This window comes from Deltaproteobacteria bacterium, from assembly GCA_016875395.1.
GTDB lineage: Bacteria > Myxococcota_A > UBA9160 > UBA9160 > UBA6930 > VGRF01.
Map to the genome: position 1 here is coordinate 131,130 of VGRF01000005.1, position 23,747 is coordinate 154,876.

The 23,747-nt window shown below is 70.0% G+C and carries 25 protein-coding genes; 13 read left to right on the plus strand and 12 right to left on the minus strand.

Going from position 1 to position 23,747, the window contains the following annotated elements:
* Nucleotides 1–95 precede the first annotated feature (95 nt).
* Genes FJ091_06265 through FJ091_06275 form a run of 3 tightly spaced genes read left to right on the plus strand, consistent with a single transcriptional unit; the run spans nucleotide 96 to nucleotide 1,715 of the window.
* Nucleotides 96–743 carry a sigma-70 family RNA polymerase sigma factor gene (locus FJ091_06265; GenBank protein ID MBM4382958.1) on the plus strand — a complete coding sequence of 216 codons (648 nt, stop codon included), beginning with the start codon at nucleotides 96–98 and terminating at the stop codon, nucleotides 741–743.
* Complete coding sequence (locus tag FJ091_06270; GenBank protein MBM4382959.1) at nucleotides 743–1,243, plus strand: hypothetical protein; 501 nt, start codon at nucleotides 743–745, stop codon at nucleotides 1,241–1,243. Before FJ091_06265 ends, FJ091_06270 begins: the two co-directional genes overlap by 1 nt.
* Nucleotides 1,230–1,715: a hypothetical protein gene (locus FJ091_06275; protein MBM4382960.1), complete on the plus strand. Its 486-nt coding sequence runs from the start codon at nucleotides 1,230–1,232 to the stop codon at nucleotides 1,713–1,715. The genes FJ091_06270 and FJ091_06275 overlap by 14 nt, the downstream gene beginning before the upstream one ends.
* Before the next feature lie 177 nt (nucleotides 1,716–1,892).
* Here FJ091_06275 and pdxH read toward each other — a convergent pair whose 3' ends face one another.
* Nucleotides 1,893–2,540, minus strand: coding sequence for a pyridoxamine 5'-phosphate oxidase (gene pdxH / locus FJ091_06280; GenBank protein ID MBM4382961.1), 648 nt, complete (start codon nucleotides 2,538–2,540; stop codon nucleotides 1,893–1,895).
* Nucleotides 2,541–2,752: 212 nt separating this feature from the next.
* Between pdxH and FJ091_06285 the strand changes: the two genes are divergently transcribed.
* Nucleotides 2,753–3,958, plus strand: a complete 1,206-nt coding sequence (locus FJ091_06285; GenBank protein ID MBM4382962.1) for an LLM class flavin-dependent oxidoreductase — start codon at nucleotides 2,753–2,755, stop codon at nucleotides 3,956–3,958.
* A 90-nt stretch (nucleotides 3,959–4,048) separates the two neighbouring features.
* On the plus strand, nucleotides 4,049–4,882 hold the full coding sequence (locus FJ091_06290; protein MBM4382963.1) for a hypothetical protein: 834 nt from the start codon (nucleotides 4,049–4,051) through the stop codon (nucleotides 4,880–4,882).
* A gap of 34 nt (nucleotides 4,883–4,916) precedes the next feature.
* Here FJ091_06290 and FJ091_06295 read toward each other — a convergent pair whose 3' ends face one another.
* On the minus strand, nucleotides 4,917–5,939 hold the full coding sequence (locus FJ091_06295) for an ABC transporter ATP-binding protein (GenBank protein ID MBM4382964.1): 1,023 nt from the start codon (nucleotides 5,937–5,939) through the stop codon (nucleotides 4,917–4,919).
* 68 nt (nucleotides 5,940–6,007) lie between these two features.
* Nucleotides 6,008–7,195, minus strand: coding sequence for a hypothetical protein (locus FJ091_06300; protein MBM4382965.1), 1,188 nt, complete (start codon nucleotides 7,193–7,195; stop codon nucleotides 6,008–6,010).
* Between the two features lie 28 nt (nucleotides 7,196–7,223).
* Here FJ091_06300 and FJ091_06305 point away from each other — a divergent pair, with 28 nt between their 5' ends.
* Nucleotides 7,224–8,534 carry an FAD-dependent oxidoreductase gene (locus FJ091_06305; GenBank protein ID MBM4382966.1) on the plus strand — a complete coding sequence of 437 codons (1,311 nt, stop codon included), beginning with the start codon at nucleotides 7,224–7,226 and terminating at the stop codon, nucleotides 8,532–8,534.
* 438 nt (nucleotides 8,535–8,972) lie between these two features.
* Here the strand turns inward: FJ091_06305 and FJ091_06310 are convergent, their stop codons facing one another.
* Nucleotides 8,973–10,337 (minus strand): aminotransferase class III-fold pyridoxal phosphate-dependent enzyme, encoded by a 1,365-nt coding sequence (locus tag FJ091_06310; protein ID MBM4382967.1) that lies wholly within the window; start codon nucleotides 10,335–10,337, stop codon nucleotides 8,973–8,975.
* Nucleotides 10,338–10,468: 131 nt separating this feature from the next.
* Here FJ091_06310 and FJ091_06315 point away from each other — a divergent pair, with 131 nt between their 5' ends.
* From FJ091_06315 to FJ091_06335, 5 genes are all read left to right on the plus strand, one after another.
* Complete coding sequence (locus FJ091_06315; protein MBM4382968.1) at nucleotides 10,469–11,278, plus strand: hypothetical protein; 810 nt, start codon at nucleotides 10,469–10,471, stop codon at nucleotides 11,276–11,278.
* Nucleotides 11,279–11,382: 104 nt separating this feature from the next.
* Nucleotides 11,383–12,249 (plus strand): histone deacetylase, encoded by an 867-nt coding sequence (locus tag FJ091_06320; GenBank protein MBM4382969.1) that lies wholly within the window; start codon nucleotides 11,383–11,385, stop codon nucleotides 12,247–12,249.
* 225 nt (nucleotides 12,250–12,474) lie between these two features.
* Nucleotides 12,475–13,248, plus strand: a complete 774-nt coding sequence (locus tag FJ091_06325) for an ABC transporter permease (GenBank protein MBM4382970.1) — start codon at nucleotides 12,475–12,477, stop codon at nucleotides 13,246–13,248.
* Nucleotides 13,249–13,274: 26 nt separating this feature from the next.
* A complete protein-coding gene (locus FJ091_06330; GenBank protein ID MBM4382971.1) occupies nucleotides 13,275–14,366 on the plus strand; it encodes a spermidine/putrescine ABC transporter substrate-binding protein in 1,092 nt (363 codons plus the stop codon).
* A 36-nt stretch (nucleotides 14,367–14,402) separates the two neighbouring features.
* A complete protein-coding gene (locus tag FJ091_06335) occupies nucleotides 14,403–15,299 on the plus strand; it encodes an ABC transporter permease (GenBank protein MBM4382972.1) in 897 nt (298 codons plus the stop codon).
* Between the two features lie 197 nt (nucleotides 15,300–15,496).
* Here FJ091_06335 and FJ091_06340 read toward each other — a convergent pair whose 3' ends face one another.
* The 4 genes from FJ091_06340 to FJ091_06355 all read right to left on the minus strand — a co-directional run bounded on the left by FJ091_06340 (nucleotide 15,497) and on the right by FJ091_06355 (nucleotide 17,829).
* A complete protein-coding gene (locus FJ091_06340; protein MBM4382973.1) occupies nucleotides 15,497–16,009 on the minus strand; it encodes an SCO family protein in 513 nt (170 codons plus the stop codon).
* Entirely contained in the window at nucleotides 15,901–16,449 is a 549-nt protein-coding gene (locus tag FJ091_06345; protein ID MBM4382974.1) for a hypothetical protein, read from the minus strand. The genes FJ091_06340 and FJ091_06345 overlap by 109 nt, the downstream gene beginning before the upstream one ends.
* 166 nt (nucleotides 16,450–16,615) lie before the next feature.
* Nucleotides 16,616–17,083 carry a nuclear transport factor 2 family protein gene (locus FJ091_06350; GenBank protein MBM4382975.1) on the minus strand — a complete coding sequence of 156 codons (468 nt, stop codon included), beginning with the start codon at nucleotides 17,081–17,083 and terminating at the stop codon, nucleotides 16,616–16,618.
* A complete protein-coding gene (locus FJ091_06355) occupies nucleotides 17,080–17,829 on the minus strand; it encodes an SDR family oxidoreductase (GenBank protein MBM4382976.1) in 750 nt (249 codons plus the stop codon). Before FJ091_06355 ends, FJ091_06350 begins: the two co-directional genes overlap by 4 nt.
* Before the next feature lie 31 nt (nucleotides 17,830–17,860).
* Here FJ091_06355 and FJ091_06360 point away from each other — a divergent pair, with 31 nt between their 5' ends.
* Nucleotides 17,861–20,287: a CoA transferase gene (locus FJ091_06360; GenBank protein MBM4382977.1), complete on the plus strand. Its 2,427-nt coding sequence runs from the start codon at nucleotides 17,861–17,863 to the stop codon at nucleotides 20,285–20,287.
* A 4-nt stretch (nucleotides 20,288–20,291) separates the two neighbouring features.
* On the opposite strand, the gene FJ091_06365 is transcribed toward FJ091_06360, so the two are convergent.
* The 4 genes from FJ091_06365 to FJ091_06380 form a co-directional block, all read right to left on the minus strand.
* Complete coding sequence (locus FJ091_06365; protein ID MBM4382978.1) at nucleotides 20,292–20,477, minus strand: hypothetical protein; 186 nt, start codon at nucleotides 20,475–20,477, stop codon at nucleotides 20,292–20,294.
* 223 nt (nucleotides 20,478–20,700) lie between these two features.
* Nucleotides 20,701–21,141, minus strand: a complete 441-nt coding sequence (locus FJ091_06370) for a VOC family protein (protein ID MBM4382979.1) — start codon at nucleotides 21,139–21,141, stop codon at nucleotides 20,701–20,703.
* Nucleotides 21,142–21,217: 76 nt separating this feature from the next.
* Nucleotides 21,218–22,072: an AraC family transcriptional regulator gene (locus FJ091_06375; GenBank protein MBM4382980.1), complete on the minus strand. Its 855-nt coding sequence runs from the start codon at nucleotides 22,070–22,072 to the stop codon at nucleotides 21,218–21,220.
* Between the two features lies 1 nt (nucleotide 22,073).
* A complete protein-coding gene (locus FJ091_06380; protein ID MBM4382981.1) occupies nucleotides 22,074–23,195 on the minus strand; it encodes a hypothetical protein in 1,122 nt (373 codons plus the stop codon).
* Between the two features lie 207 nt (nucleotides 23,196–23,402).
* Here FJ091_06380 and FJ091_06385 point away from each other — a divergent pair, with 207 nt between their 5' ends.
* Complete coding sequence (locus tag FJ091_06385) at nucleotides 23,403–23,681, plus strand: hypothetical protein (GenBank protein ID MBM4382982.1); 279 nt, start codon at nucleotides 23,403–23,405, stop codon at nucleotides 23,679–23,681.
* Nucleotides 23,682–23,747 lie beyond the last annotated feature (66 nt).

Sequence of the window (23,747 nt, forward strand, 5' to 3'; positions counted from 1 at the left end):
GGTCGCCCCCGTGAATGCGGGAGCGCCGCCGGGCGTCGCAGCGAGAGGAACCCGGGGAGCGAGGCGTGCCGATTCCAATGCGTAGGGGGCGCGCGGTGACGACCGCCGCGAGCCCCAGCGACGACGAGGTGATCGGCGCGATTCGCGCCGGCGACCGCAACGCGTTCCGGATCCTGGTCGAGCGCTACCAGGCGCGCGCCTACCGGCTCGCGCTGCGCATCCTGCGCGACGAGGATGCCGCGCGCGGCGCGGTCCAAGACGCATTCGTGAAGGCCTATAACAACTTGGCGAAGTTCGAGCAGCGCTCGGCGTTCTTCACCTGGCTCTACCGCCTCGTGAAGAACCAGTGCCTCGACATGCTGCGCCGCGACCGCTCGGGCCGCGCCGTGGACTGGGAAGAGGGCGGCATCGCCGAGGCGGAGGCCTCCGACGCCGCGACCCCGGAGGTGGACGGCGTCGACTTCGAGCCGGCAACCGAGATGCAGCGCAAGCAGCTGCGCGAACACATCGACGCCGCGATCGCCAAGCTGCCCGAGGGCGCCCGCGAGACGCTGATCCTGCGCGAGGTGGAGGGCCTCTCGTACCAGGAGATCGCGGACGCGCAGGGCATTCCGAAGGGCACGGTGATGAGCCGGCTTTTTTACGCCCGAAAGCAAATGCGGAAGCTGCTGATTGAATCCGGCGCGGTGGACGCTGCGTCAATGACGGGGACGGAAACGGAACTGGCAGGAGAGAGCGAATGATGAGCGAGCGACTCGTCAAACAGCTCCACGCCTATCACGACGGGGAGCTCGGCGGCCTGCGCCGCTGGTGGATCGAACGGCAGATCGCGCGCAACCCCGCGGCGCAGCGCGAGCTGGCGCGGCTGCGCGGCGTCGCGGAAGCGCTGCGCGCGCAGGCGGAGCAGGTGCCCGCGCCCGATCTGTGGTCGTCGATCGTGCTGCAGCTCCCCGCAGCAGTGCCGTCCGCAGAGCCCGCGCGCGCACACGACGGGTTCGGTTTCGCCTTGCCGAAATGGGCCGGTGCGGTCGTGGCCGCCGGCGCGGTGGCGCTCGCGATCTACCTCGTGCCCGGCAGCACCACGCAGCCGCTGCCGCCGGCCGTGCGCGACTCCGCCGTGCAGCTGCTCGACACCGGTCGCCGCCCGGCGGTGATTCTTCAGGACGACGCGGAGGCGACGATCATTCTGCTGCTCCCGAAGCAGAAGCTCGCCGCGGAGGACACGACGAATGTGGTCGGCTGATTCGAGGCGAAAGACTGCGGCCGCACTGATCGCGCTCGCCGCGCTGCTCGGCGCGCCGAGCGCGCTCGCGGCGCAAGACCTCATGCCCGCCGCGGCGCAGGGCACGGCGCAGAAGCGGCCCGCGCGCTTCGAGGCGACGGTGCTCAGCGCGCGCACCGAGCGCGGCGTGATCGACCCCGCCGCCGAGCGCCTGCACAAGCTGCTCGCGCGCCGCGGCATCTCCTACGGCTCGCTGCGCGTCGTCGCCCAGCAAGAGAGCACACTGATGCTCGGCGACATCGACAGCGTGATGACGCCGAACGGCAAGGCGTTCCGCTTCCGCCCGCTCGACCGCGGCGACACGGGCTTCCTGGTCGCGGTCGACTGGGGCTCGACGCGCGGCGACTTCCGCATGGAGCCGGGCGTGCCGCTCATCCTCGGCGGTCAGCCGAAGGACGGGGCGCTGCTGTGGGTGGTGCTGGAGCTGCGCTGAGCGGCAGCGCGCGCGAGTCGTGCGGCATCGCTCGCATTCGCCTCAGAGCGCGCAATCGCGCTGCCACCGACGGGCGCTCGCGACCACTTCAAGGCAAAACAAATACCCCTTCCCAGGGCGGCCTGGGGCCGAGAGGCTCCGGGCCTTCGTGTTTCAGGTGGCACTGAGCAGCGACGCTCACGGCTGCAGCCGCTGCGCTCTCCATCCGCCAGCCGGCTCGCGCACCCACAGCGCGCGGTCGTGCAGCCGCCCCGGCCGCGAGCGCCACAGCTCGACGCGCTCGGCGCGGATGCGGTAACCGCCCCAGTGCGGCGGGCGCGGCAGCGCGGCGTCCGTGTCGCCCTCGCGCACGCCGAAGTGGCCCGCGACGCGCGCGTACAAGGTCTCGAGCTCGGCGCGCGAAGCGATCGGCTCGCTCTGCGCGCTCGCCCACGCGCCCACGCGCGAGTCGAGGGGACGCGTCGCGAAGTAGGCGTCGCTCTCGGCGTCGCTCACCTCCGCCACGGGGCCCGAGATGCGCACTTGGCGATCCTGCGGGTCGAAGTGGAACACCGCCGCGGCGTGAGCGTGCGTGCGCAGCGCGGCGCCCTTCGGGCTGCGCTTGTTCGTGTAGAAGACGAGCGAGCCCGTCTCCGGCTCGAGCGCCTTGCACAGCACCATGCGCACTTCGGGGCGGCCTGCTTCGTCGACGGTCGCGAGCGCGATCGCGTGCGGGTTCTTCTGCGCGCGCGCGGCGAATCCTTCGTCGAGCCAGCGCTGTGCGATGGGGAAGGGGTCGCTCGGGAGCGGATCTTCAGACAGCCACGCGTCGGGCCAATCGCGCATGCCGCCAACTTATCGCGAGCGGGCTTCGCATTGTCGCCGACTCTGCGGTTTCATCCCGCGCGAGCGCGCCCACGGCCCGCGTGATGTCAAGCGAATCAGCCGCGACGCGCAGCGTCGCCGGCTGCATTTGCAGAGCACGGCGACGCGTGACCACGTGGTTCCTGCTCGTACCACCTGACAAGCCCCGAACTCTTGCTGCGAAGGAGCACCCCGTGCGTTTCGGAATCTTCTACGAGCATCAGCTGCCGCGGCCGTGGACCGAGGGGCTCGAGCACAAGCTGTTCCAGGACGCGCTCGCGCAGGTAGAGCTCGCCGACCAGCTTGGCTTCGACTACGCGTGGGAGGTCGAGCACCACTTCCTCGAGGAGTACTCGCACTCGTCGGCGCCCGAGGTGTTTCTCGCGGCGTGCTCGCAGCGCACGAAGAACATCCGGCTCGGCCACGGCATCGTGCTGATGCCGCCCGGCTACTCGCACCCGGGAAAGATCGCCTCGCGCATCGCGACGCTCGATCTCGTCTCGAACGGGCGCGTCGACTTCGGCACCGGCGAGAGCGCGTCGCGGCTCGAGCTCGAGGGCTTCGGCGTCGACGTCACGCAGAAGAAGGCGATGTGGCGCGAGGCGACCGAGCAGGTGTGCAACCTGCTCGCGATGGATCCGTACCCCGGTTATCAGGGCACGTACTTCTCGATGCCGCCGCGCAACTTGGTGCCCAAGCCGCTGCAGAAGCCGCATCCGCCGCTGTGGGTCGCCTGCTCGAATCGCCAGACGATTCTCGAAGCCGCGCGGCTCGGCATCGGCGCGCTCACCTTCGCGTTCATCAGCGAGGACGAGGCGCGGCAGTGGGTGCACGACTACTACGAGACGTTCAAGCGCGAGTGCGTGCCGATCGGGCACGTGGTGAATCCCAACGTCGCGATGGTCTCCGGCTTCTCGGTGCACGCGGATCACGCCGAGGCGGAGCGGCGAGGGCTCGAGGGATTCCGCTTCTTCGGCTTCGCTCTCGGCCACCACTACGCGTTCGGCGAGCAGCGCGTCGGGCGCACGAACATCTGGGACGCGTTCCAAAAGATGGGCTCGATGTTCCCCGGCCCCGAGGGCCGCTCGATCGGCACGCCCGACGAAGTGCGCGCGCATCTGGGGCGGATGGAGGAGGCGGGCGTCGATCAGACCGTGTTCATCCAGCAAGCCGGCCGTAACGAGCACGAGCACATCTGCGAGAGCATGTCGCTGTTCGCGCGCGAGGTGATGCCGGAGTTCGCGGCACGCCGGGTCATGCGCGAAGAGAAGAAGGCTGCGGAGCTCGCGCCCTACGTCGAAGCCGCGCTGAAGCGCAAGGCGTGGATGAAGCCGCTCGCCGAGAGCGAGATCCCCGTCGTGGTCTCCTACGGGCGCACCGACGTGCACAACGCGCCGTGATCGGCTGGCCGCGCCTGACTCGGAGCCGCGCGACTCGGCTTGATCGCGCGGGCAGGACTGGTAGCACTACCTGAACTCAAAGGAGGCCCCATGCCCATCGCCACACGTCTCGCCGCCAGCGCGCTCGCCGCGCTCGCACTGCTCGGTTCGCCGAGCGCCTCGCTCGCGCAGGAGGAAGCCGAGAGCCGCTTCTCCGGCGTCGCGCAGCTCGATCTCACCAACGCCTACTACTTCCGCGGAATCCTGAACGAGAAGCGCGGCCTGATCGCGCAGCCGTGGGGCGAGGTCTACGCGAACCTCTACTCGTCCGAGACGGGCCTCATCCGCGACGTCACCGTCGGCTTCGGCGTGTGGCTCAGCATTCACAGCGAAGAGACGCTCGCCGCGAACAGCCCGCATTCGCTTTACGAGGCGGACTACTACCCGCTGATCTCGATGGATCTCGCGGGCGGCTTCAACCTGCTCACGACTTATTACTTCTACGACAGCCCGAACGGCGCCTGGGACGAGGCGGTGCAGGAGCTGAACTTCAAGCTCAGCTACGACGACAGCGAGTCGCTCGGCCTCTCGCCTTGGGTGAACCTCGCGATCGAGACGTTCAGCAGCTCGAGCCCTTCCACGTCGGGCAGCGCGATGCAGTTCGGCATCGCGCCGACGCTCTTCGAGAACGACACCTTCTCGCTGACCGGGAGCGCCGAAGTCGGCATCACGTTCGACGACTACTACGACGGCCTCAGCTCCGACACGAACGAGAACACCTTCGGCTACGCGAACCTCGGCGTCGCGGTCGGCGTGCCGATCACGGACACGTGGTCGACGAGCCTCGGCTTCAAGTACTTCCTGTTCGGCGACGACTTGCAGGAAGTGAACGGGGGCCACGGCGGACACGGCGTCGTGACGGCGAGCCTCAGCGCCTCGTTCTGATCCCGCGACGGTTTGGGCTCCGCGCGGCGGCTGCTCACTCGTCCGGGTAGAGCAGCCGCGCGGACGCCGGCTCCCAGTAGAGCCACAGCGCAGCGCCCGGCTTCGCAGCGGCGACCGGCTTGTCGCTCTCGATGTGCGCGACGATCTCGTCGCCCGTCGGCGTGCGCAGGGCGCAGCGTTCGACCGCGCCCTGGAACAGCACGTCGATGCAGGTCACGGGCATGCACGGCACGCCGGCCGCGGGCTCGCCCGCGCACACTTCGAGCCGCTCTGGGCGCACCATCAGCAGCGCCTTCGCGCCCGCGCTGAAGCTGCGGCCACGCGTCGCGATGCCGCAGCGGCGCCCGCCGGGCAGCGCGATCGTCGCTTCGCCGTTCGCCGCGCTCTCGATGCTCACGCCGAGCAAGTTCGCGTGGCCGATGAAGCGCGCGACGAAGGCGGTCTCGGGCTCCTCGTAGATGCCCTCCGGCGTGCCGACTTGCTCGAGCTTGCCCGCGCGCATCACGGCGATGCGGTCCGACATCGTGAGCGCCTCTTCCTGATCGTGCGTCACGAACACGAACGCGATGCCGACGTCGCGCTGAATGCGCTTCAGCTCGATCTGCATCTGGCGGCGCAGCTCGAGATCGAGCGCGGAGAGCGGCTCGTCGAGCAGCAGCGCCTTCGGGCCGTTCACGAGCGCGCGCGCGAGGGCGACACGCTGGCGCTGCCCGCCTGACAACTGCGCAGGCTTTCGCTGCGCGAGGTCGCCGAGCCGCACGATCTCGATCATCTCGCGCACGCGCTTCTCGACCTCGGCCTTGTCGTCGCCGCGCATGCGCGGCCCGAACGCGACGTTGTCGAACACGCTGAGGTGAGGGAACAGCGCGTAGTTCTGGAACACGGTGTTCACCGGCCGGCGATACGGCGGGACGCCGGTCATGTCCTGGCCATCGAGGCGAATCACGCCGCTCGTCGGCTCTTCAAAGCCGGCGATCATGCGCAGCATCGTGGTCTTGCCGCAGCCCGACGGCCCGAGCATCGCGAAGAACTCGCCCTTGCCGATCGCAAAAGTCATCTCGCGCGTGGCGACGAAATCGCCGAAGCGCTTCGTGACGTTCTCGACGCTGACGAGGGGCGCGGCGCTCAAGCGTGGACTCCAGGCACTGGCGTCGCCGGGGGCTCGGCGGGCGCATCGGGATCGAAGCCTTTTTCGCGGCTCGCGTAAACCCAGCGCGGCGTCTTCACCATCTCCGCCGCCGCGGCCGCGAGCTGCGCGTCGATCCAGTGCGGGTCCGCCGCTGCCGCTCGCGCGACCGGGCCGGCGAGATAGCCGTCGGTCGCTGGGCCCGGGCCATAGTGCTTTCGGTAGACGTCGTAGCGGAAGAGATCCTTCAGGCGCTTCAAGTCGGCCGCGCCACTCGGTAGCGGCAGCAGGCGCACGTCGGTCTTGCCGCGCGCCTCGCGATCGTCGAGGCGCCTCATCACCACGTCGAGACTCGTCGCGAGGTTCGCGGGCTCGCAGAACGTCGCGAAGTCGTCGTAGAGCAGGCGCATCACCGCCCGCGCCTCTTGCAGCGGCAGGCGCGCCTCGCGCTCGCGGCCGACGCGCCGTAACAACAGCGCGAACGGGTGCGGGCGATCTCCGGTCGCGGCGATCTCGGCGGCCGGACGAAAGTCCGGCTGGCGGTACGGGAAGTGGCGCGGGTCGACCGCGTCGAAGCCGCCGCGGCCATAGAAGAGCAGGCGCTGCAGCGAGAGCTTCTCGTCCGGGCTGTAGAACTCGACCTCGGCCGCGAGGTCGATGCGCATGCCGAAGTGCTTGTGCGGCGCGTCGGGCGCGGGCAGCACGATCTTCCCGCGCTGATGCAAGAGGTGCAGGTACGAGATCGCGAGATCCATCGGCGCGATGCGCAGCCAGTACGTGAGCACCGTGCCGCGCGCCTCGGGCGCCATGAAGATGTGCGAGAGGTAGATCACGCACTGGTCGTCGTCGTAGTCCTGGTTCACCAGCACGCGCCCGTCGCGCACGCCGCGGATCGCGCCCGTCGCGCGATCGCGCGCCACGAGCAAGAAGAAGCGCGCGTAGCTGCCACCCGGCATCGGCACGGTCGGATCCTCGAGCATCATCTCGCGGATCACTTCCTCGGATTCCATCTCGCCCGCGGGTCCGAACGCGTCCCACAGCATCTGGAACGCGCGCTTGAAGTCCGGGTGATCGGGGTGCTCGATCGACTCGACCTCGTAGCGCCGCGTCTCGCGCTCGATCATCTCCACCACGTCCTGCGCGTAGAGATCCTTGATGCACAGACGGACGTGGGTGCCCTGCGCCATGGTCGATGCAGATTAAGCTGCGCGCGTAATGACTGACCAGTACGAAGACGAGAACCGCTCGGTGTGGGTGGCCGAATGCGAGCCCGCGCAGCCGGCGCCGCCGCTCGTGGCGCGCGTCACCAGCGACGTCGCGATCATCGGCGGCGGCTTCACGGGCGTTTCGACCGCGCTGCACCTGCGCGCGCTGCGGCCCGAGCTCGGCATCGCGCTCGTCGAGGCGGGCGTGCTGGGGCAGGGCGCGAGTGGGCGCAACGGCGGGCAGGCGCTGCACTGGATCAACGGCGTCAGCGCGAAGAACGACGACGAGCTGCGCCGGCTGCACTCGGTCACGGGCATGGGCATCGACATCGCCGAGCAGCTCGCCGCCGCGCACGCGCCGCACGCCTTCCGCCGCGCAGGCGCGCTCGAAGTGTTCACCGATGCGAAGCGCGCCGAGGAAGCGCACGCGCGCGCCGAGCGCTGGAGCGCGGCGTGCGTGCCCGCGGAGTTCATCGCGCGCGAGAAGCTCGGCATCGGCGGCGCGCACGGCGCGGTGCGCAACCCGCTCGCGGGGCGCCTCCACGGCTACGCGCTCTTGCAGGCGCTGCGCCCCGTGCTGCTCGCGCGCGGAATCGCGCTCTACGAGCACACGCGCGTGGCGCGCGTGAGCGGCGGCAGCGAGGTCGTGCTCGAGACGCCGCGCGGCGAAGTGCGCGCGAAAACGCTCGTGCTCGCGACGAACGGCTACACGCCCGCGCTCGGGTTCTTCCGCAACACGGTGCTGCCGCTTCACAGTCACGCGCTCGCGACCGCGCAGCTCGACGACGCGACGTGGCAGCGGCTCGCGTGGGGCAACTGGGACGGCTTCAGCGACGACCTCGACCGCATCGCCTACGCGATGCGCACGCCGGGCGGCCGCTTGTTGTTAGGTGGCGGCGGCAACCCCGCCTACTCGTACCACTACGGCAGCCGCGTCGTGACCACACCCGAAGCGATCGCCCGCTCTCAGCCCTTCATGCAGGGCATCCTGCACCGCTACTTCCCCGCCGCCGCGCACGTGCCGATCGAGCACCGCTGGTCCGGCGTCCTCGGCATCACGCTCGACCGCCAGCCCAGCATCGGCCGCGGCCAAGTCGGCCCGAACGTGCTGCACGCCCTCGGCTACAGCGGCCACGGCGTCTCGCTCGCCCTACTCGCCGGCAAAGTGCTCGCCGACCTCTACGTCGGCAACGATGCACCCTGGCGCGACCTCCCGTTCCACAACAAGCGCCTCCTCCCGATCCCCCCCGAGCCCCTGCGCTGGCTCGGCTATCAGGCCTTCACGCGCCTAACAGGAAAGAGCCCCCGCAAGCAGAGCTGACTCCGACCACGATCTCGGCGTCGAGACCGCAAGCCGTGCGACCGCCAGGGCCATGAAGCGAATGCGCCTCCACGGCGCCCGAGCTTCACCCGAAGCAACGAGCACGAACGAGCACCGCACCCGCCGTCGCACTCAGGCCGAGAACGCGCGCAGCGCGAATCGGAGGCGCCTCAACGGCGCCGAGGATTCGCCCCCAATTCCGTCATGCCCTGCGCGGCATCCCGTCGCGCGCGCCGTGAACCGAGTCGCCACGCAGGCGCGGGCGGCGGGCGGCCGGCTGCGCCGAGGTAAAGCGCAGGCGCGGCCCCTGAGAATGCCCGCCTTCAGGAAACGCGCGCGCCACGACGAGGGCCGCTTCCCTCCCAAGGCCGCGACGAGCCACGAGGAGCAGCCGGCCGCCCGCCGCCCGCGCCCGAGCAACCAGGGCGGCACACGTCTTCACCCCTTCGCCACTTCCCCCGCCCACAACCGATCGAGCGCCCGCGTCGTCCGTGCGAACATCTCGTCGAGCTCCGCGTGCGTCACCACGAACGGCGGCGACATCGCGCCGAGGTCGCGGATGCCGCGCACGATCACGCCCTCTTCGCGGGCGAGTGCGTGCAGCGCGGGGCCGAGCGTGTTCGGCGTCTTGTTCGCGAGGGGGCCGCGCGGCGGCTTCTTCATCTCGAAGGCGCCGATCAGCGCGAAGCCGCGCGTCTCGGCGACCGCGGGATGCGCGCGCAGCTTCGCGAGGTGCGCCTGGAAGCGCGGGCCGATGTCGTCGCGCACACGCTCGACGAGCTTCTCGCGCGTGAGAATCTCGAGGTTCGCGAGCGCCGCCGCGCAGGCGGTCGGGTGGCCCGTGTAGGTGAAGCCGTGCGCGAGGTAGCCGCCCGTCGAGAGCGTGTGCGCGATCTCGTCGCGCGCGAAGGTGCCGCCGAGCGGGATGTATCCACTCGTGATGCCCTTCGCGACGGTCATTAGGTCGGGGTCGAGCTTCCAGAGCTCGGAGGCGAACCACGCGCCGAGTCGGCCGAAGCCAGTAATCACTTCGTCCGCGACGAACAGGATCTCGTTGCGGCGACAGATCTCGCGCAGCTGCGCGAGGTAGCCCTCGGGCGGAACGATCACGCCGCCCGCGCCTTGGATCGGCTCCGCGAACATCACGCCGATCGTGCTCGCGCCCTCGCGCGCGATCAGCTTCTCCGTCTCCTGCAGGCACCACTTCCCATGATCGCTCGGGCTGAGCTCGGTGCCGTATGAGAGCGGTCCCGGCGCGTGGAAGAAGCCGGGCAGCGGCAGGTCGAACGGATCGAGGCAGCTCGGCAGGCCGGTGAGCGACGTCGTGGCGAGGCCGACCCCGTGATACGCGAACGTGCGCGACAGCACCTTCTTCTTCTCGGGCTTGCCGCGCAGCTTCCAGTACGCGCGCGCGAGCTTGATCGCGGTCTCGTTCGCCTCGCTGCCCGAGTTCGAGAAGATCACGTGGCCGAGCCCGCGCGGGACGAGCTCGGCGAGACGCGCGGCGAGGCGAATGGTCGGCTCGGTCGAGGTGTTGAAGAACGAGGGGTAGAAGGCGACCTGTCGCATCTGCTCCGCGACGGCGCGCGCGATCTCTTCGCGCCCATAGCCGACGTTCGTACACCAGAGGCCCGCGAGGCCGTCGAGCAGCTCGCGGCCCGTCTCGTCGACGAGCGTGCAGCCGCGCGCGGAGCGGATCACGTGCGTGCCCTGGGCGTGCAGCGCGGCGTGATCGGTGAAGGGGTGAAGGTGATGCGCGGCGTCGAGCCGGCGCAGCTGGGCGAGATCGAATGCGGTGCTCATGCCCGGAACATCAGCACGCGCGCGCGGGCGGCGCCAGCGCGCACGCGCCGCGGCGGAGCGTCGGACACCCGGGTTGCGCCGGCGTGTGGGTCTTGCCGCTGCACGGGGCGCCCGGTACTTCGCCGCGCACCGTGGACGCCGCGCTGTGCGCCGATGATCTCGCTCCCGGCGATCGGGAGATCGCGCGGCGCCACTGGGACGCGCTGCGTGTGCATCGCGTCGCCGGCGCGAGCGACGCCGAGTTCGCGCGCGGGTACGAGCGCCTCTGGGCGGAGTTTGGGAACGACGGCGCGATGGAGCGGCGCGAGGTGATCGCGGAGCGGCTCGCTTGGGATCCCGCCCGCGCGGTCGGCTCGGCGCGGCTCGCGTACGAGATGCTCGTGCTGCGCGTCGCGGGCGAGATCGCGGCGGTCCGCGATCACAGCGCGGTGGTGCGCCTCGCCGCGGACGGCGCGGCCGCGCCCGGCCCTGTCGTGGTGCATCTCTCGCACGTGCTCGTCGACCCCGCCCAGCGCGGCAGCGGGCTCGCGGGCTGGCTGCGCGCACTGCCGCTGGCGCTCGCGCGCCGAAGCGCGCAGGCCGCGGGTCTCGGCGCGAGTGCGCGCTTCGTGCTCGTGGCGGAGATGGAGCCGGGCGGTGCGGCGCAGCGCTCGTACGAGCGCGCGGGCTTCCTGAAGATCGACCCCACGGTGGCGCCGTATCACCAGCCGGACTTTCGGGACCCCACGCTGCCGCCGCTTCCGTTCGAGCTCGTGATCCGCCGCGTCGGGAGCGAGGCCGAGCGCGAGCTTCCCGCGGCCGAGGCGGCAGCGATCGTCGACTCGATCTACGCGGTCTACGGCGCGCACACACCAGAGGCCGCGCTCGCTCCGCTGCGTCGCGACGCCGCGGGCTGGCTCGCCGCACGCGAGCGCTTCGCATTGCTCCCGCCGACGGCCTGACGCGCGCTTCGCTCTTTACTCCGCACACGCGTCTCTGCCACGCTGCGCGCGTGATCGTCGCCTACCACCACCCGGGCTTCGCCGCCGACATCGGCGAGCACGTGATGCCCATGCGCAAGTTCCAGCTCGTCGCCGACGCCGTCGCGAGTTGGCCCGGAGTGCGCGTCGAGGCGCCAGCAGCGCTCGATCCTGCGCTGCTCCGGCGCGTGCACACCGATGCGTACATCGAGGCCGTGCGCACCGGCGCCCCGCGCGATCTCGCCGAGTCGCAGAAGTTCCCGTGGTCCGCGGCGCTGTGGCCTTCGGTGTTGCTGACGAATGGCGGCGCGCTCGCGGCGGCCGAGCGCGCGCTCGCGGACGGCGTCGCCGCGGCGGTGGCGAGTGGCTTCCATCACTCGCACGCCGATCACGGCGAGGGCTTCTGCACGTTCAACGGCCTGGTCGTCGCGGCGGAGGCGCTGCGCGCCGCAGGTCGCGTGAAGAAAGTCGCCGTGCTCGATCTCGATCTTCACTACGGCAACGGCACGGCCTCGATGTGCGTCGGCCGCCCCTGGCTCTTCAACTGCTCGATCTACGGAAACGACTACTGGCACAACAAGGCCTATCTCGACGTCGAGCACCGCCGGCACGCCGACGGCCCGAACCACGTCTCGTTCGCGCTCGCGAACGGCAGCGGCCGCGCCGAGATGCTCGAAGCGCTGGGGCGCGGCATGCAAGCGATCCTCGCCTGGGATCGCCCCGATCTGCTGCTCTACCAAGCCGGCGCCGATCCGTTCCGCGAAGACCCGTACTCCCCGCTGAACCTCGATCACGCCGATCTGCGCGAGCGCGACCGCACCGTCTTCGCCTGGGCGAAGCGCGAACGCCTGCCCACCGCGTGGGTGCTCGCCGGCGGCTACACGCCCGACGTGAAGAAAGTCGTCGACGTGCACGTAGGCACGTTCGACGCCGCTGCGAGCGTGTATGTCTGACGCAAACCGCGATGCCCCGACTTCTCTGCGGCAGCCGCACACCTCGCCGCATTGGCGCGCTGAGGAAACAGTCGCTGCTGCCTCGATGACGAACTCACCGCGCTGCGGGTCGGCCGAGGCCGCAAGCGAAGCGCGCAGCGAGCCGGAGTCCGCGGAGGCGAGCGAAGTAAACAAGGAGAGAGCGCAAACCTCGACGGATCGACAAGCCCACACGAGCGCACGCCCGTGAGCTGGCTCCTCCGCGCCTTCACCGGCTGGACCGTCCTCGTCCTGATCTTCTTCTACGTGCCCATCGCCATCCTGATCGCGTTCTCGTTCAACGAGTCTCGGCTCAACATCGAGTGGACCGGATTCACCACCGAGTGGTACGCGAAGATGTGGAACGACCGCGTGCTGATGCGCGCGGCGCAGAACAGCGTGATCGTGGCGGCGGCGTCGACGACGCTGTCGGTGTTGTTAGGGACGGCGGGCGCGTGGCTCTTGTATCGCTACCGCTACAAGGCGGCTGGCTTGATCGAGACGCTCGTGTTCCTGCCGATGATCGTGCCCGAAGTGATCCTCGGCGTGAGCCTCCTGATCCTGTTCGTCACGCTCGAGATGCAGCTCGGCTACACGACGATCGTGATCTCGCACGTCACGTTCTGCTTCCCGTTCGTGATGGCCGCGGTGCAGGCGCGCCTCGCGGGCCTCGATCCTTCGCTCGAGGAGGCCGCGCTCGACCTCGGCGCGACGCCGCTGCAGGCCTTCTTCAAGGTGCTCGTGCCGTTCCTGATGCCCGCGATCCTGTCGGGCGCGCTGATGGCGTTCACGCTCTCGCTCGACGACCTGATCGTCACCTACTTCACGGCGAGCGCGCGCACCCAGACCCTGCCGATCGTGATCTTCGGCAAAGTGAAGAAGGGGCTCGACCCGTCCCTGAACGCGATCTCGACGGTGCTGATCCTGATCACGGTGATGGCGCTGTTCCTCACGGAAGCGCTGCGCAGACGGAATCCATGAGTACCCCGCGAGGGGAGGAGGGACGCATGCGAGCTCGGAGTAACGACTGGAAGCGAGTTGTTGGGGCGCTCGCGCTCGCCACGGCGCTGGCGTGCGGTGGCGGCGAGGAGGAAGCCGCGGCGCCGGCGGCGGCTCCCGCTGCGGACGAGGCGCGCGAGCTGAATCTGTTCGCGTGGTCGGAGTATCTGCCGCAAGGCGTGATCGACGAGTTCACGGCCGAGACCGGCATCCAGGTGAACTACGAGAGATACGGCTCGAACGAAGAGATGCTCGCGAAGCTCACGGCCGGCGGAACGCCCTACGACCTCGTGCAGCCGTCCGAGTACACGGTCGAGGCGATGGTCAAGGAGGGTTTGTTAGTGCCCCTCGACAAGTCCCTGATTCCGAACTTGAAGAACATCGGGCCGGAATACATGGGGCTGCAGCACGACCCCGAGCTCGCCTACAGCGTGCCGTACATGCAGGGCACCGTCGGCATCGCGGTGAACACGGAGAAGATCACGGAGCCGGTCGACAGCTACGCCGCAGTGTTCCAGGAGAAGTACAAGGGCCGCATCGTCGTGCTCGACGACTCGCGCGAGGTCGTGTCGTGGGCACTCGAGTCGCTCGGCCTCTCGGCGAACGACGTCACGCCCGAGACCCTCGAGAAGGTGAAGCCCGTGCTCGCGAAGTGGCTGCCGCTCGTGAAGATCTACGACTCGGACAGCCCGAAGACGTCGCTGCTGAGCGGCGACGTCGATCTCGGCATCGTGTGGTCGGGCGAGGGCGCCATCCTGATCAACGAGGGCGGCGGGCAATTCGCGTACGTGCTGCCGAAGGAAGGCGCGCACATGTTCATCGACAGCTTCGCGATCCCGAAGGGCGCGCAGAACTTCGCCGGTGCGCACAAGTTCATCGACTACATCCTGCGGCCCGAAGTCAGCGTGAAGATCTCGGCGGACTTCCCGTACACGAACCCGAACGTCGAAGCGCGCAAGCTGCTTTCGGAGAAGGAGCTTGCGAATGGCGCGAGCTACCCGCCCGGCAGCCCGAAGCTCGAGACCTTCGTCGACATCGGCGCAGCCGCCGCGACGGTGGACGCGCTGTTCACCAACGCGAAGGCGCAGGCGGGCTCGTGAGGCCGGCGCGCAGGTGATTCAGGAGGCCTGCGTCTCATGAGGCAGGGCGCAGCGCGATTCGCCGCGGCGACGGGAGCACAGCGCGAGCCGACTCGGATCGGCTCGCTGCTGCTCCTGCCGATCGTGCTCTGGGCGGCGGCGTTCGTGGTCGCGCCCGCGGCGATCATGCTCACGTACAGCTTCCTCGAGCGCGGCACGCTCGGCGGAGTTCAGTGGGGAACCTTCACGTTCGACAACTACGCGAACGTGGGGAACCCGATCTACCTGCGCATCGTCGTGCGCTCGATTCTCTACGCGGGCCTCACGACGCTGATTTGCCTCGCGGCCGGCTACCCCGTCGCGTACCTGATCGGCCGCTTCGACGCGCGCTGGCGCAACTTGTTACTGATGGCCGTGATGGTGCCGTTCTGGACGAGCTTCCTGATCCGCACGTACGCGTGGGTCACGATCCTGAAGACGCAGGGCATCCTCAACTCGCTGCTGCTCGGCATCGGCGTCATCAGCGAGCCGCTCGACATGCTCTACACGCCGGGCGCCGTCGTCGTCGGCCTCGTCTACACGTTCCTGCCGTTCATGATTCTCCCGATCTTCACGAGCGTGGAGAAGCTCGACGGTGCGCTGATCGAGGCCGCGCTCGATCTCGGCGCAGGCCCGGTGCGCGCGTTCTCGCGCGTGATCGTGCCGCTCACCGCGCCGGGCATCAGCGCGGGCGTGCTGCTGGTGTTCGTGCCGGCGCTCGGCATCTACGCCGTGAACGACATCCTCGGCGGCGGTCGCGTGGACATGATCGGGAACATCATCGAGAACCAGATCAAGGGAAACGCGCGCAATCAGCCTTTCGGCGCAGCGCTCGGGACGGCGCTCCTGTTCACGTTCGGTGTCGCGTACTACTTCGTGAATCAGCGGCAGCGGACCGCGGAGGGGCGGGGGTAGGGGGACGCCGCGCGCGGTCCGGGCCGCGGTTGTTAAGGCACGTTCGGCTCGCCCGGCGCTGCCCTCCCCGCAGCGCCCTGCTCGGTTCACCCGAGTGCGGGACAACCTCTCGGGACCGGCGATGCAGCGGAGGCCGACGCCTCGGCGACTTCGAGCCGCCTCGGCGCTGCTGCGCGCCCTCCGTTCTCGCGCGGGTTTCAAGGGGCGGTCGCGGCGCTGGTTCGGTCAGAAGCGGGCGAGGAGTGCGCTGAGGATGCGCTCGTAGCCGTTTGCCGCGAAGGCGATGTTGGCGTCGGGGTCGAGGATGTGGACGAGCGCGGGGTGGTCGACTTGGCCGGTGGATTCGTTGCGATTGCGGGGGCGTTCCAGCGGTCGAGGGCGGCGTTGACTTCGGCAGGGGCGCCGGAGAGAACGATGGCGTCGTCGGGGAGCTGCCAGCTCCTGGCGAGCGCGGGGAGGCGCGATGGCGTGTCGCGCCAAGGATCGAGCGTGATGATCGCGACGCGCGGATGGGAATCGGGTGCCGCGTTGCGCTGCGCGGCAAGCGCCTGCGAGACGAGGGCCGGACAGACGGTCTCGCAATGAGCGAAGGCAAAAGTGATTAGGGTGGGGTGCCCGCGGAGCGCTGCGACGTCGACGCGGGCGCCGTGTTGGTCGACGAGGCCGAGCGGCGGCGCGGGGCGATCGAGGCGCGGGTATGTGTCGGGCACGGGCGCGGCGCTCTCGATGCTCGCGGGTGTGGTGCCTGCGGTGAGGCGGACGATGCGTGCGGCGGCGTGGGTGGCGCGAGCATCAGGAGCGCGGCGACGGTGGCGATGAGGAATTGGCCGCCCTCGCTCGAGCGCAGCGTGCGCAGGCCGCTGCGCAGCGAGGTCTTGAACGTGATGACGAGCGCGGCGCCCAGGCCGAGGGGCTCGCCGATCAGTAGCAACCAGCCTGCTGCGCTCGGGAGGCCGCTGTCGCCGACGTTGAAGCACACCCAGCGCGCGCGGGAGAGCCAGTCCGGCGGATCGCCGGGTGCCGGCCAGAGCGCGAGCGCCCACCATGCGGCGGTCGCGGCGAGCAGGAACGCGAGCGCCGAGAGCGCGGCGAGCTCGCGCGTCTCGAGGCGCGCTCGGCGCACGTCTCCCGGAACGATTACGGCCGCCATCAGCCCACCTTCCACACGACCGAGAGCAGCTTCCAATTCACGAAGTAGTACGTGATGAACGCGGCGAGGAAGACGCCGACCAGCACCATCGTGCCCGGCGCGACGCCGAGCGCGTGCGGCGCGAGCGCCGCCTCGTCGCCGGCAACCAGCGCGCGCGGCGGCGAGATCAGACCGAGCGGGAGGCCTCAGCGCTCGCGCAGCGTTCGGGCCGAGGAAGCGGCCCACGATGAACAGATTGTCGAGGCGCCGCGAACGGATGCGCCAGCCTCGTGCGGCTCGCGTCCACTCGTCGACGTACACGCCGTGCTGTCAGCACGCTCATCGCGCCGTCGAGCTTCTCCTGCGCGTGGGCGAGGATTCCGTACGTCGTCGATCGCGCCGCATCACCGGCGAGATCGACGCGCGGCGTGGACATGTTGTGCTGCGTCACGCGATGAATGCGCAGCGACGCCTCGAGCCACGGCTTCGTGTCAGCGTACGCACGCGGCTTCAGCCCGAAGAAGTTGTAGTGGATCGTGGCATCCGCCAGAAAAATCGAGTCGAGCAAGTCGAGCTCGCGCTGATCGATGGCCGACGCGTAGCGGTAGATCGCCTGCGTGATCTCGGCGATGTCGGCAGCTTCGGCAGGCGTCACGCCAGAGTTCCTCCGTCCATGCGGATCGACTCGCCGTTGATGTGGATGCCGTCGTCCGAGCACAGCATCGCGACCACGCTCGCGACCACCTCGGGGCCGCGTGCGCTGTCGAGCGGAATCGCGCGCGCGACGAGCTTCCAATCCGCGTCCTTCGGGAGCAGGCCGCCGCCGCTCATCGCCGTGGTGATCGAGCCCGGGCAGATCGCGTTGCAGCGCACGCCTTTCTTGCCGAACTCGACCGCGAGCGTGCGCGTGAGTGCGAGCACGCCGCCTTTGCTCGTGCCGTAGGCGGCGCCATACGGCATGCCGGCGAGCGCCGACGTCGAGCTCGTGTTCACGATCGCGCCCTTCGTCAGTAACAAGTGCGGCATCGCCGCCTTGCACATCAGGAACGAGCCCGTGAGGTTGATGCGGATCACCCGCTCGAACTCGGCGAGCGAGATGTCGGCGAGATGCTTCAGCAGGAGCACGCCGGCGACGTTCACGAGCGCGTCGAGCTTGCCGAAGCGGTCGACGCAGGCCTGCACCGTCGTCTGCACCTGCGCCTCGTCGCCCACGTCGCAGGTCCGCGTAGCCACCGCCGCGCCGAGCGCGCTGCAGCGCTGTGCCGTCTCCTCCAGCCCCTCGCGCGCGACGTCGCACAGGAACAAGCTCGCGCCCTCGCTCGCGAGCCGCTCCGCGCACGCGCGCCCGATCCCGGCCGAGGCGCCCGTGATCAGCGCGACCTTGCCGTCGAATCGCCGCACCTCTTCTCCTCTAGCAGAAAAGGCGGGCAGCATGGCACACTGCTTCGTGATGGAGATGCCGCTCGCGAAGCTGCGCGTGCTCGATCTCACGACGGAGATCGCGGGCGCGTATGCGACCAAGCTACTGCGCGACGCCGGTGCGCACGTGATCAAGCTCGAAGACGGGGCTGCGCCCGATCCGCTGCGCGCATGGAGCGCGTCGCACGCGCCGCTCGCGCGAGGTGAAGACGGCGCGCTGTTTCGCTTCCTCGCGGGCGGGAAGCAGAGCGTCGCGGTGGAGCTCGCGAGCGGCGCGGGGCGCGCGCGGATCCTCGGGCTCGCGCGCGCTGCCGACGTGCTCGTCGAGTCGCGCGGACCGGGCGGCCTCGACGCGCTCGGCGGAGTCGCTGCGCTGCGCGAGGCGAACCCGCGCCTCAGCGTCGTCTCGCTCTCGCCGTACGGCCTAACAGGTCCGTGGGCGCGCGCGCCGCGGCCCACGACCGAGATGACGATGCAGGCGCAGTGCGGCGCCACGGGCTATCGCGGTCTCCCCGAGCGCGGGCCCGTGAGCGCGGGCGGGCGCATCGGCGAGTGGATGGCGGGGCCGTACGTCGCCCTCGCTGCGCTCTTCACGTGGCAAGCTGCGCGCATCACGGGCCGCGGCCAGCACGCGGACGTGAGCCAGTTCGAGAGCCTGCTGGCGACGCTCACCACGCTGCACGACTTGCAGGGTCAGTTCCTGCAGATGCCCGCGGCGATCTCGATCGATACGCCCTCGATCGAGCCCACTCGCGACGGTTGGGTCGGCCTCACGGCGTACACGGGCCAGCAGTGGAAGGATTTCTGCCTGCTGATCGAGCGCCCCGAACTCGGTGAGGACGAGCGCCTCTACGAAGCGCGCGTGCGCATGCAGCACCTCCGCGAGGTGCAGGACGCGATGCACGCGTGGACGAAGCGGCACACCGTGGCGGAAATCATCGAGCGCGCGAACGAGCTGCGCATTCCCGCGGCACCGATCGGCGACGGCAAGCGGGTGCTTGAGCTCGACCACCTGCGCGAGCGCGGCGTGTTCGTGCGCTCGCCGCACGGCGACTTCATGCAGCCGCGCGTGCCGTATCGCCTCTCCGCGTGCGCGCCGCGCCCTTTCGAGCGCGCGCCGAAGCTCGGCGAGCACAGCGTGAGCGCGCGCTTCGAGGCGCACGCGCCCGAGGCGGCGCCAGAGTGGTCGCGGCGCGCCACGAGCAATCTCCCGCTCTCGGGCCTGCGCGTCGTCGACCTCACCGCGTTCTGGGCGGGCCCGATCGTCACGAGCGTGTTCGCCGATCTCGGCGCGGACGTGATCAAGGTCGAGTCGATCCAGCGCCCCGACGGCATGCGCTTCGCCGGCGCGATCCGCAAAGACCCGCTCTGGGAGCGCGGCGCCGTCTTCCACGGCGTGAACTGCAACAAGCGCGGCATCACGCTGAACCTCGACGCGCCCGAGGGCCGAGAGTTGTTGTTGCGCCTGGTCGATCGCGCCGACGTGCTGATCGAGAACTTCTCGGTGCGCGTGATGGAGCACTTCGGGCTCAGCTGGGACGCGCTGCACGCGCGCAATCCGCGCCTCGTGCTGACGCGCATGCCGGCGTGGGGGCTCGATGGGCCGTGGCGCGATCGCGTCGGCTTCGCGCCGAACGTCGAGCAGGTGAGCGGGCTCGCGTGGCTCACGGGCTACGAGGACATGCCGCTCGTCGTGCGCGGCGCGTGCGATCCGTTCGGCGGCATGCACGCCGCGTTCGCGACGCTGCTCGCGCTCGAGCAGAGGAGTCACACGGGCGAAGGCCAGCTCGTCGAGCTGCCACTCGTCGAGCCCGCGCTGAACGCCGCGGCGGAGCAGGTGATCGAGTGGACGAAGCACGGCGTGCTGCTCGAGCGGCAGGGCAACCGCGGCCCGTATGCGGTGCCGCAGGGCGTGTATCGCTGCGCGGAGGAGACGGGGCGCGCGCCGCAAGAGCAGTTCATCGCGATCGCGGTGGCGAGCGATGCGCAGTGGCAGGCGCTGCGCCACGTGCTCGGCGATCCGCGCGCGCTGCGCGACGCCGCGCTCGCGAGCGCGGCCGGCCGCCGCGCCGCGCACGATGTGATCGACGCAGCGATTGGGGCGTGGTGCGCCGCGCGCACGAGTCGCGACGCCGAGGCCGCGCTGCTCCCCGCCGGTGTGCCCGCGTCCGTGTGCATCGACGCGCACGCGCTGCTGCCGAACGCGCAGCTCGACGCGCGCGCGGCGTACACGACGCTCGCGCATCCCGTCACCGGCGCGACGCGTTACCCCGAGTTGCCGATGCGCTTCGAGTCGTGGCCGCGCCCGCTGCGCGTCGCGCCGCCGCCGACGCTCGGGCAGCACAACGAGGAGTTGTTACGGGAGCTCGGGCTGCGCGAGGAAGAGATCGCGGAGCTGCGCGCGAAGAGAGTGATTGGGGAGCGGCCCGCGTGGCTGTGAGCGCTCAGCGCGGCCGGCTCTCCGTCCCCGGACACGGCGTGATGTAGATCGCGCGCATCGACTTGCGCACGTTCGCGGCGTGCCACACGCCGGCTGGGTTGATGAACGTGCTGCCCGGGCCGAACGGGGAGACGCGCGCGCCTCCAGCCAGCTCTTGCACGAGCTCTCCCTCGCCTTCGAGCACGATCACGATCTCGTCGCCCTCGGTGTGGCGCTCCCACGCCGGGCCAGTCCTTCGGCGTCGTCTCGATCATCATCAGCCGCCCCGGCGCGCCCGGCGTGCAGTGCTTCGCCATGTACGCCTCGAACGCGGGGCCGTCGAAGCCGAAGCCGTGCTGCGGTGCCGCGGGCGCGCGCTCGCTCAGGTGGATCGGCGATTTGTTGAGGTCGAAGGGTCCCCGTGTCGCAGTCGTTCATGTGATCTCTCCTTTGCTCATCGCCGCGTGGAAGCGCCGGACGATCTCGTCGGGCGCAAGCTCTTCTCGCCGCGTGGCGAGGAGCCAAACGTGGCCGAACAGATCGACGATCGAGCTGCGCCGCTCGCCGTCGACCTGATTCTCGGGCGCGCTCTTCTCCGTTGCGCCGGCAGCGCACGCGCGCGCGTGGGTCGCATCCACGTCGGGCACGAGCAGGTGCAGCTCCACCGGCGATCCGCCGAGCCGCTTTGGGCTCGCGAAGCCTTGCTCGGGGAACTCGTAGGCGAGCATCAGCGTGCCATCCCGGATGGAGAGATCGGCGTGGCCGATCCTGCCGTCGGGCATCGCGAGGCGAATGTGCTCCCGCGCGCCGAACACGCGCGCGTAGAAGTCGATCGCTTCGCTCGCGGGGCTCGCAATCAAGTACGGCGTCGGCATGCGTCTCCTCGTTTGCGCGTGAACCTCGCCCGCCGCTTCCCGCGAGTCTTGAAGGAATCCGACACGTGCGCCGCGTTCAGGCCACGGCCGTGCGCCCCACACCGAGCGTCTGCGCCTCGGCGAGCGTTGGCGGCACGCCCGCGAACTGACGCACGTCGCGCACGAGGTGCGACTGGTCGGCGTAGCCGAGCGCGAGCGCCGCATCTGCCCAGTTCGCGCTCGCACCGCTGTGCACGTGCGCCATCAGCGCTTCGAAGCGCGCGAGGCGTGCGAACAGCTTCGGCGAGACGCCCACGTTCTCCGCGAAGGCGCGCTCGAGGCGGCGCTCGCTCCAGCCGAGCTCGCGCGCGAGCGCCGCGATGCGCACGCGGCCGGCATGGCGCTCGATCTCAGCGACGGCCCACGCGAGCTCGCGCAGAGCCGCGGGTGGCTTCGCTCTCCGCGCGTTCGCGACGAAGCGCTCGACCGCGTCGAGGCGATCGTCCCAGCTGGCGAGCTCGCCGAGCCGCACCGGCAGATCGCGCTGCTCGCGCGGGAGCAGGTCGCTTGCCGAAACGACCCGCTGCGCGAGATCCGCCGGCGGCACGCCGAATACGAAGTGCGCGGCGAGCGGGCTGAGCAGCAGCTCGACGCCGAGCTGATGTCCCGAGAACGCCGTGCGCGTGGGGCGTTCGTGGATGCGCGCGACGAATCCGCCCACTCGGCGCGCCGCCTGCGCGCCCTCGCCGACTTCGATCGGCGTCCCGATCTCGAAAATCACGACGACGCTGGTGTTCGCGAACTCGTGCTTGACGAGCGGGGCCGCCGCGCGCTCCTCGTATCCGAAACAAGCGCGCACCCAAGGCGCGCAGCTCGGATCCGGCGCGCGCTCGACCACGCACAGCACCGACCTCGGGAGGCGATGCTCGACGACGCGCGCCGCACGCTCCATCTCAGCGCGCTGGATCCAGCACTTCCTTGAACCCGTACTTCACGTGCGGGCCGATCGCGATTTGCTCCAGCACACCGATGCCGGTCTGGCTCCCCATGCGCACCTTCATCACCTGTTGGATGTGCTGGTTCTCCATCGCCATCTCGTTCACGCCCGCGAGCTTCCAGCTCTCGCCTCCGATCGCGAGCTCGCCCTTCCAGCGGCCGTGGCCCCACTCGGGGTGCGAGTAGCCGATGCCCTTCATGCGGAAGCACAGGGTCGGCTCCATCGCGATCTCGAGGCGCTCGCCCGTCTTCTTGAAGAGTCTCAGCTCGGCGCGCGCGGCGCGGCGCGTGCCGGGCACGTAGACGAGGCGGTGCTCAGCGGCGGCGAGCAGCTCGGTGCCGGGGTCTTCGACGCCGGGGATTTTCTTCGGGTCGTCATAGACGGGGCACACCATGCCGTCGAAGTGCCAAGGCTGGCCGTACGAGTCTTCGAACAGGCACATGTGGGTGCACTTATCAGGCCAGTGCAGCGGCGCCCACAGGAAGAAGAACTGCGGCGCGGTCTGCGGCGGCGCGCCGGCGGGGTCGCCCTCTCCCACCGGGCGGATGCCCCACGAGCGATCCTTCGTTCCGTAGTTCCTGCGCGGGTCGAGACGCAGCGTCTTGCCCGCGTAGCGCAGCTCGCCCTGCCAGTGGCCGAACTGGTTGAAGCGCGTGGCGTCCATGATGCCCTTGCCGCGCCCGTGCGTCTGCCGGCCTTCCTCGATGTTCGCGGTGCGCGGAATCCAGAGCAGCTCGCCGCTGATGCCAGTCGTGTTGTCGTCGACCGTCACGCGCAGCGACATCATCGGCTCGAGGATCTCGATGCGGAAAGGCCCGATCGTCAGGTCGCTCGGCTCGCGCGGCGCGCGGCGCGACGCGTGGAAGGCGTGCTGCTTGCCGTCGATCACGAGCGAGAGGCCGCAGTCCATGATGCCGAGGTTCGGATACAACGCGGCGCCGATGCCGAGGTACCAGCTGCCGTCGTCGGCGTAGCCGTTGAACCAGTAGCGGTCGTAGGCGTTCCGGCTGGCGGTGGCGACGTGAAGGACGGGCTCGGGTGTTTGATGGATGGGGTAGTCGTCGAACTTGCTGAGCATGCGGAGCGCTCCTTGTTTGCGCGAGTCCGAGGCTTGCGGTCGGCGAGCTTATGACAGGCCGAGAGGTGGCGTCAGCGCGCAGCTCGCAGGGCGAATGCAGCAGGCGGCGCTTCGCGCCGCGGCGGGTCCTCCCTGCATGGGAACGGCGACATCTCGGTGCGCTTGCGTGCGATGCTGCTCCCCTTCGCTCCAGAGGAGAGGCCGCGCATGCTCACGGCCACGCGACGCGAGTTGTTGCGGACGAGCCTCGGCGCGAGCGCTGCCTTCGCCTTCGCGTGCGGAGGTGGCGCGGAGTCGCAGGCGCCGCAGATCGAGCCGCTGCGCCTGTCGTACGGCGGCTTCGCGATGGGGATCCAGAGCTTCTCGCTGCGCCACTACACGCTCGAGGCGGCGCTCGACATCACGCGTGCGCTCGGGCTCGCGCGCATCGAGCTGATTCCCACGACCGCGCTCGGGCCAATTTGTTCGGCGAGCACTTCGCCGTGACGAGCGATGGTGCCGCGATTGACACCGTACTCGCGACGTGCTCCCAACGCGGCGTCGCGATCGCGG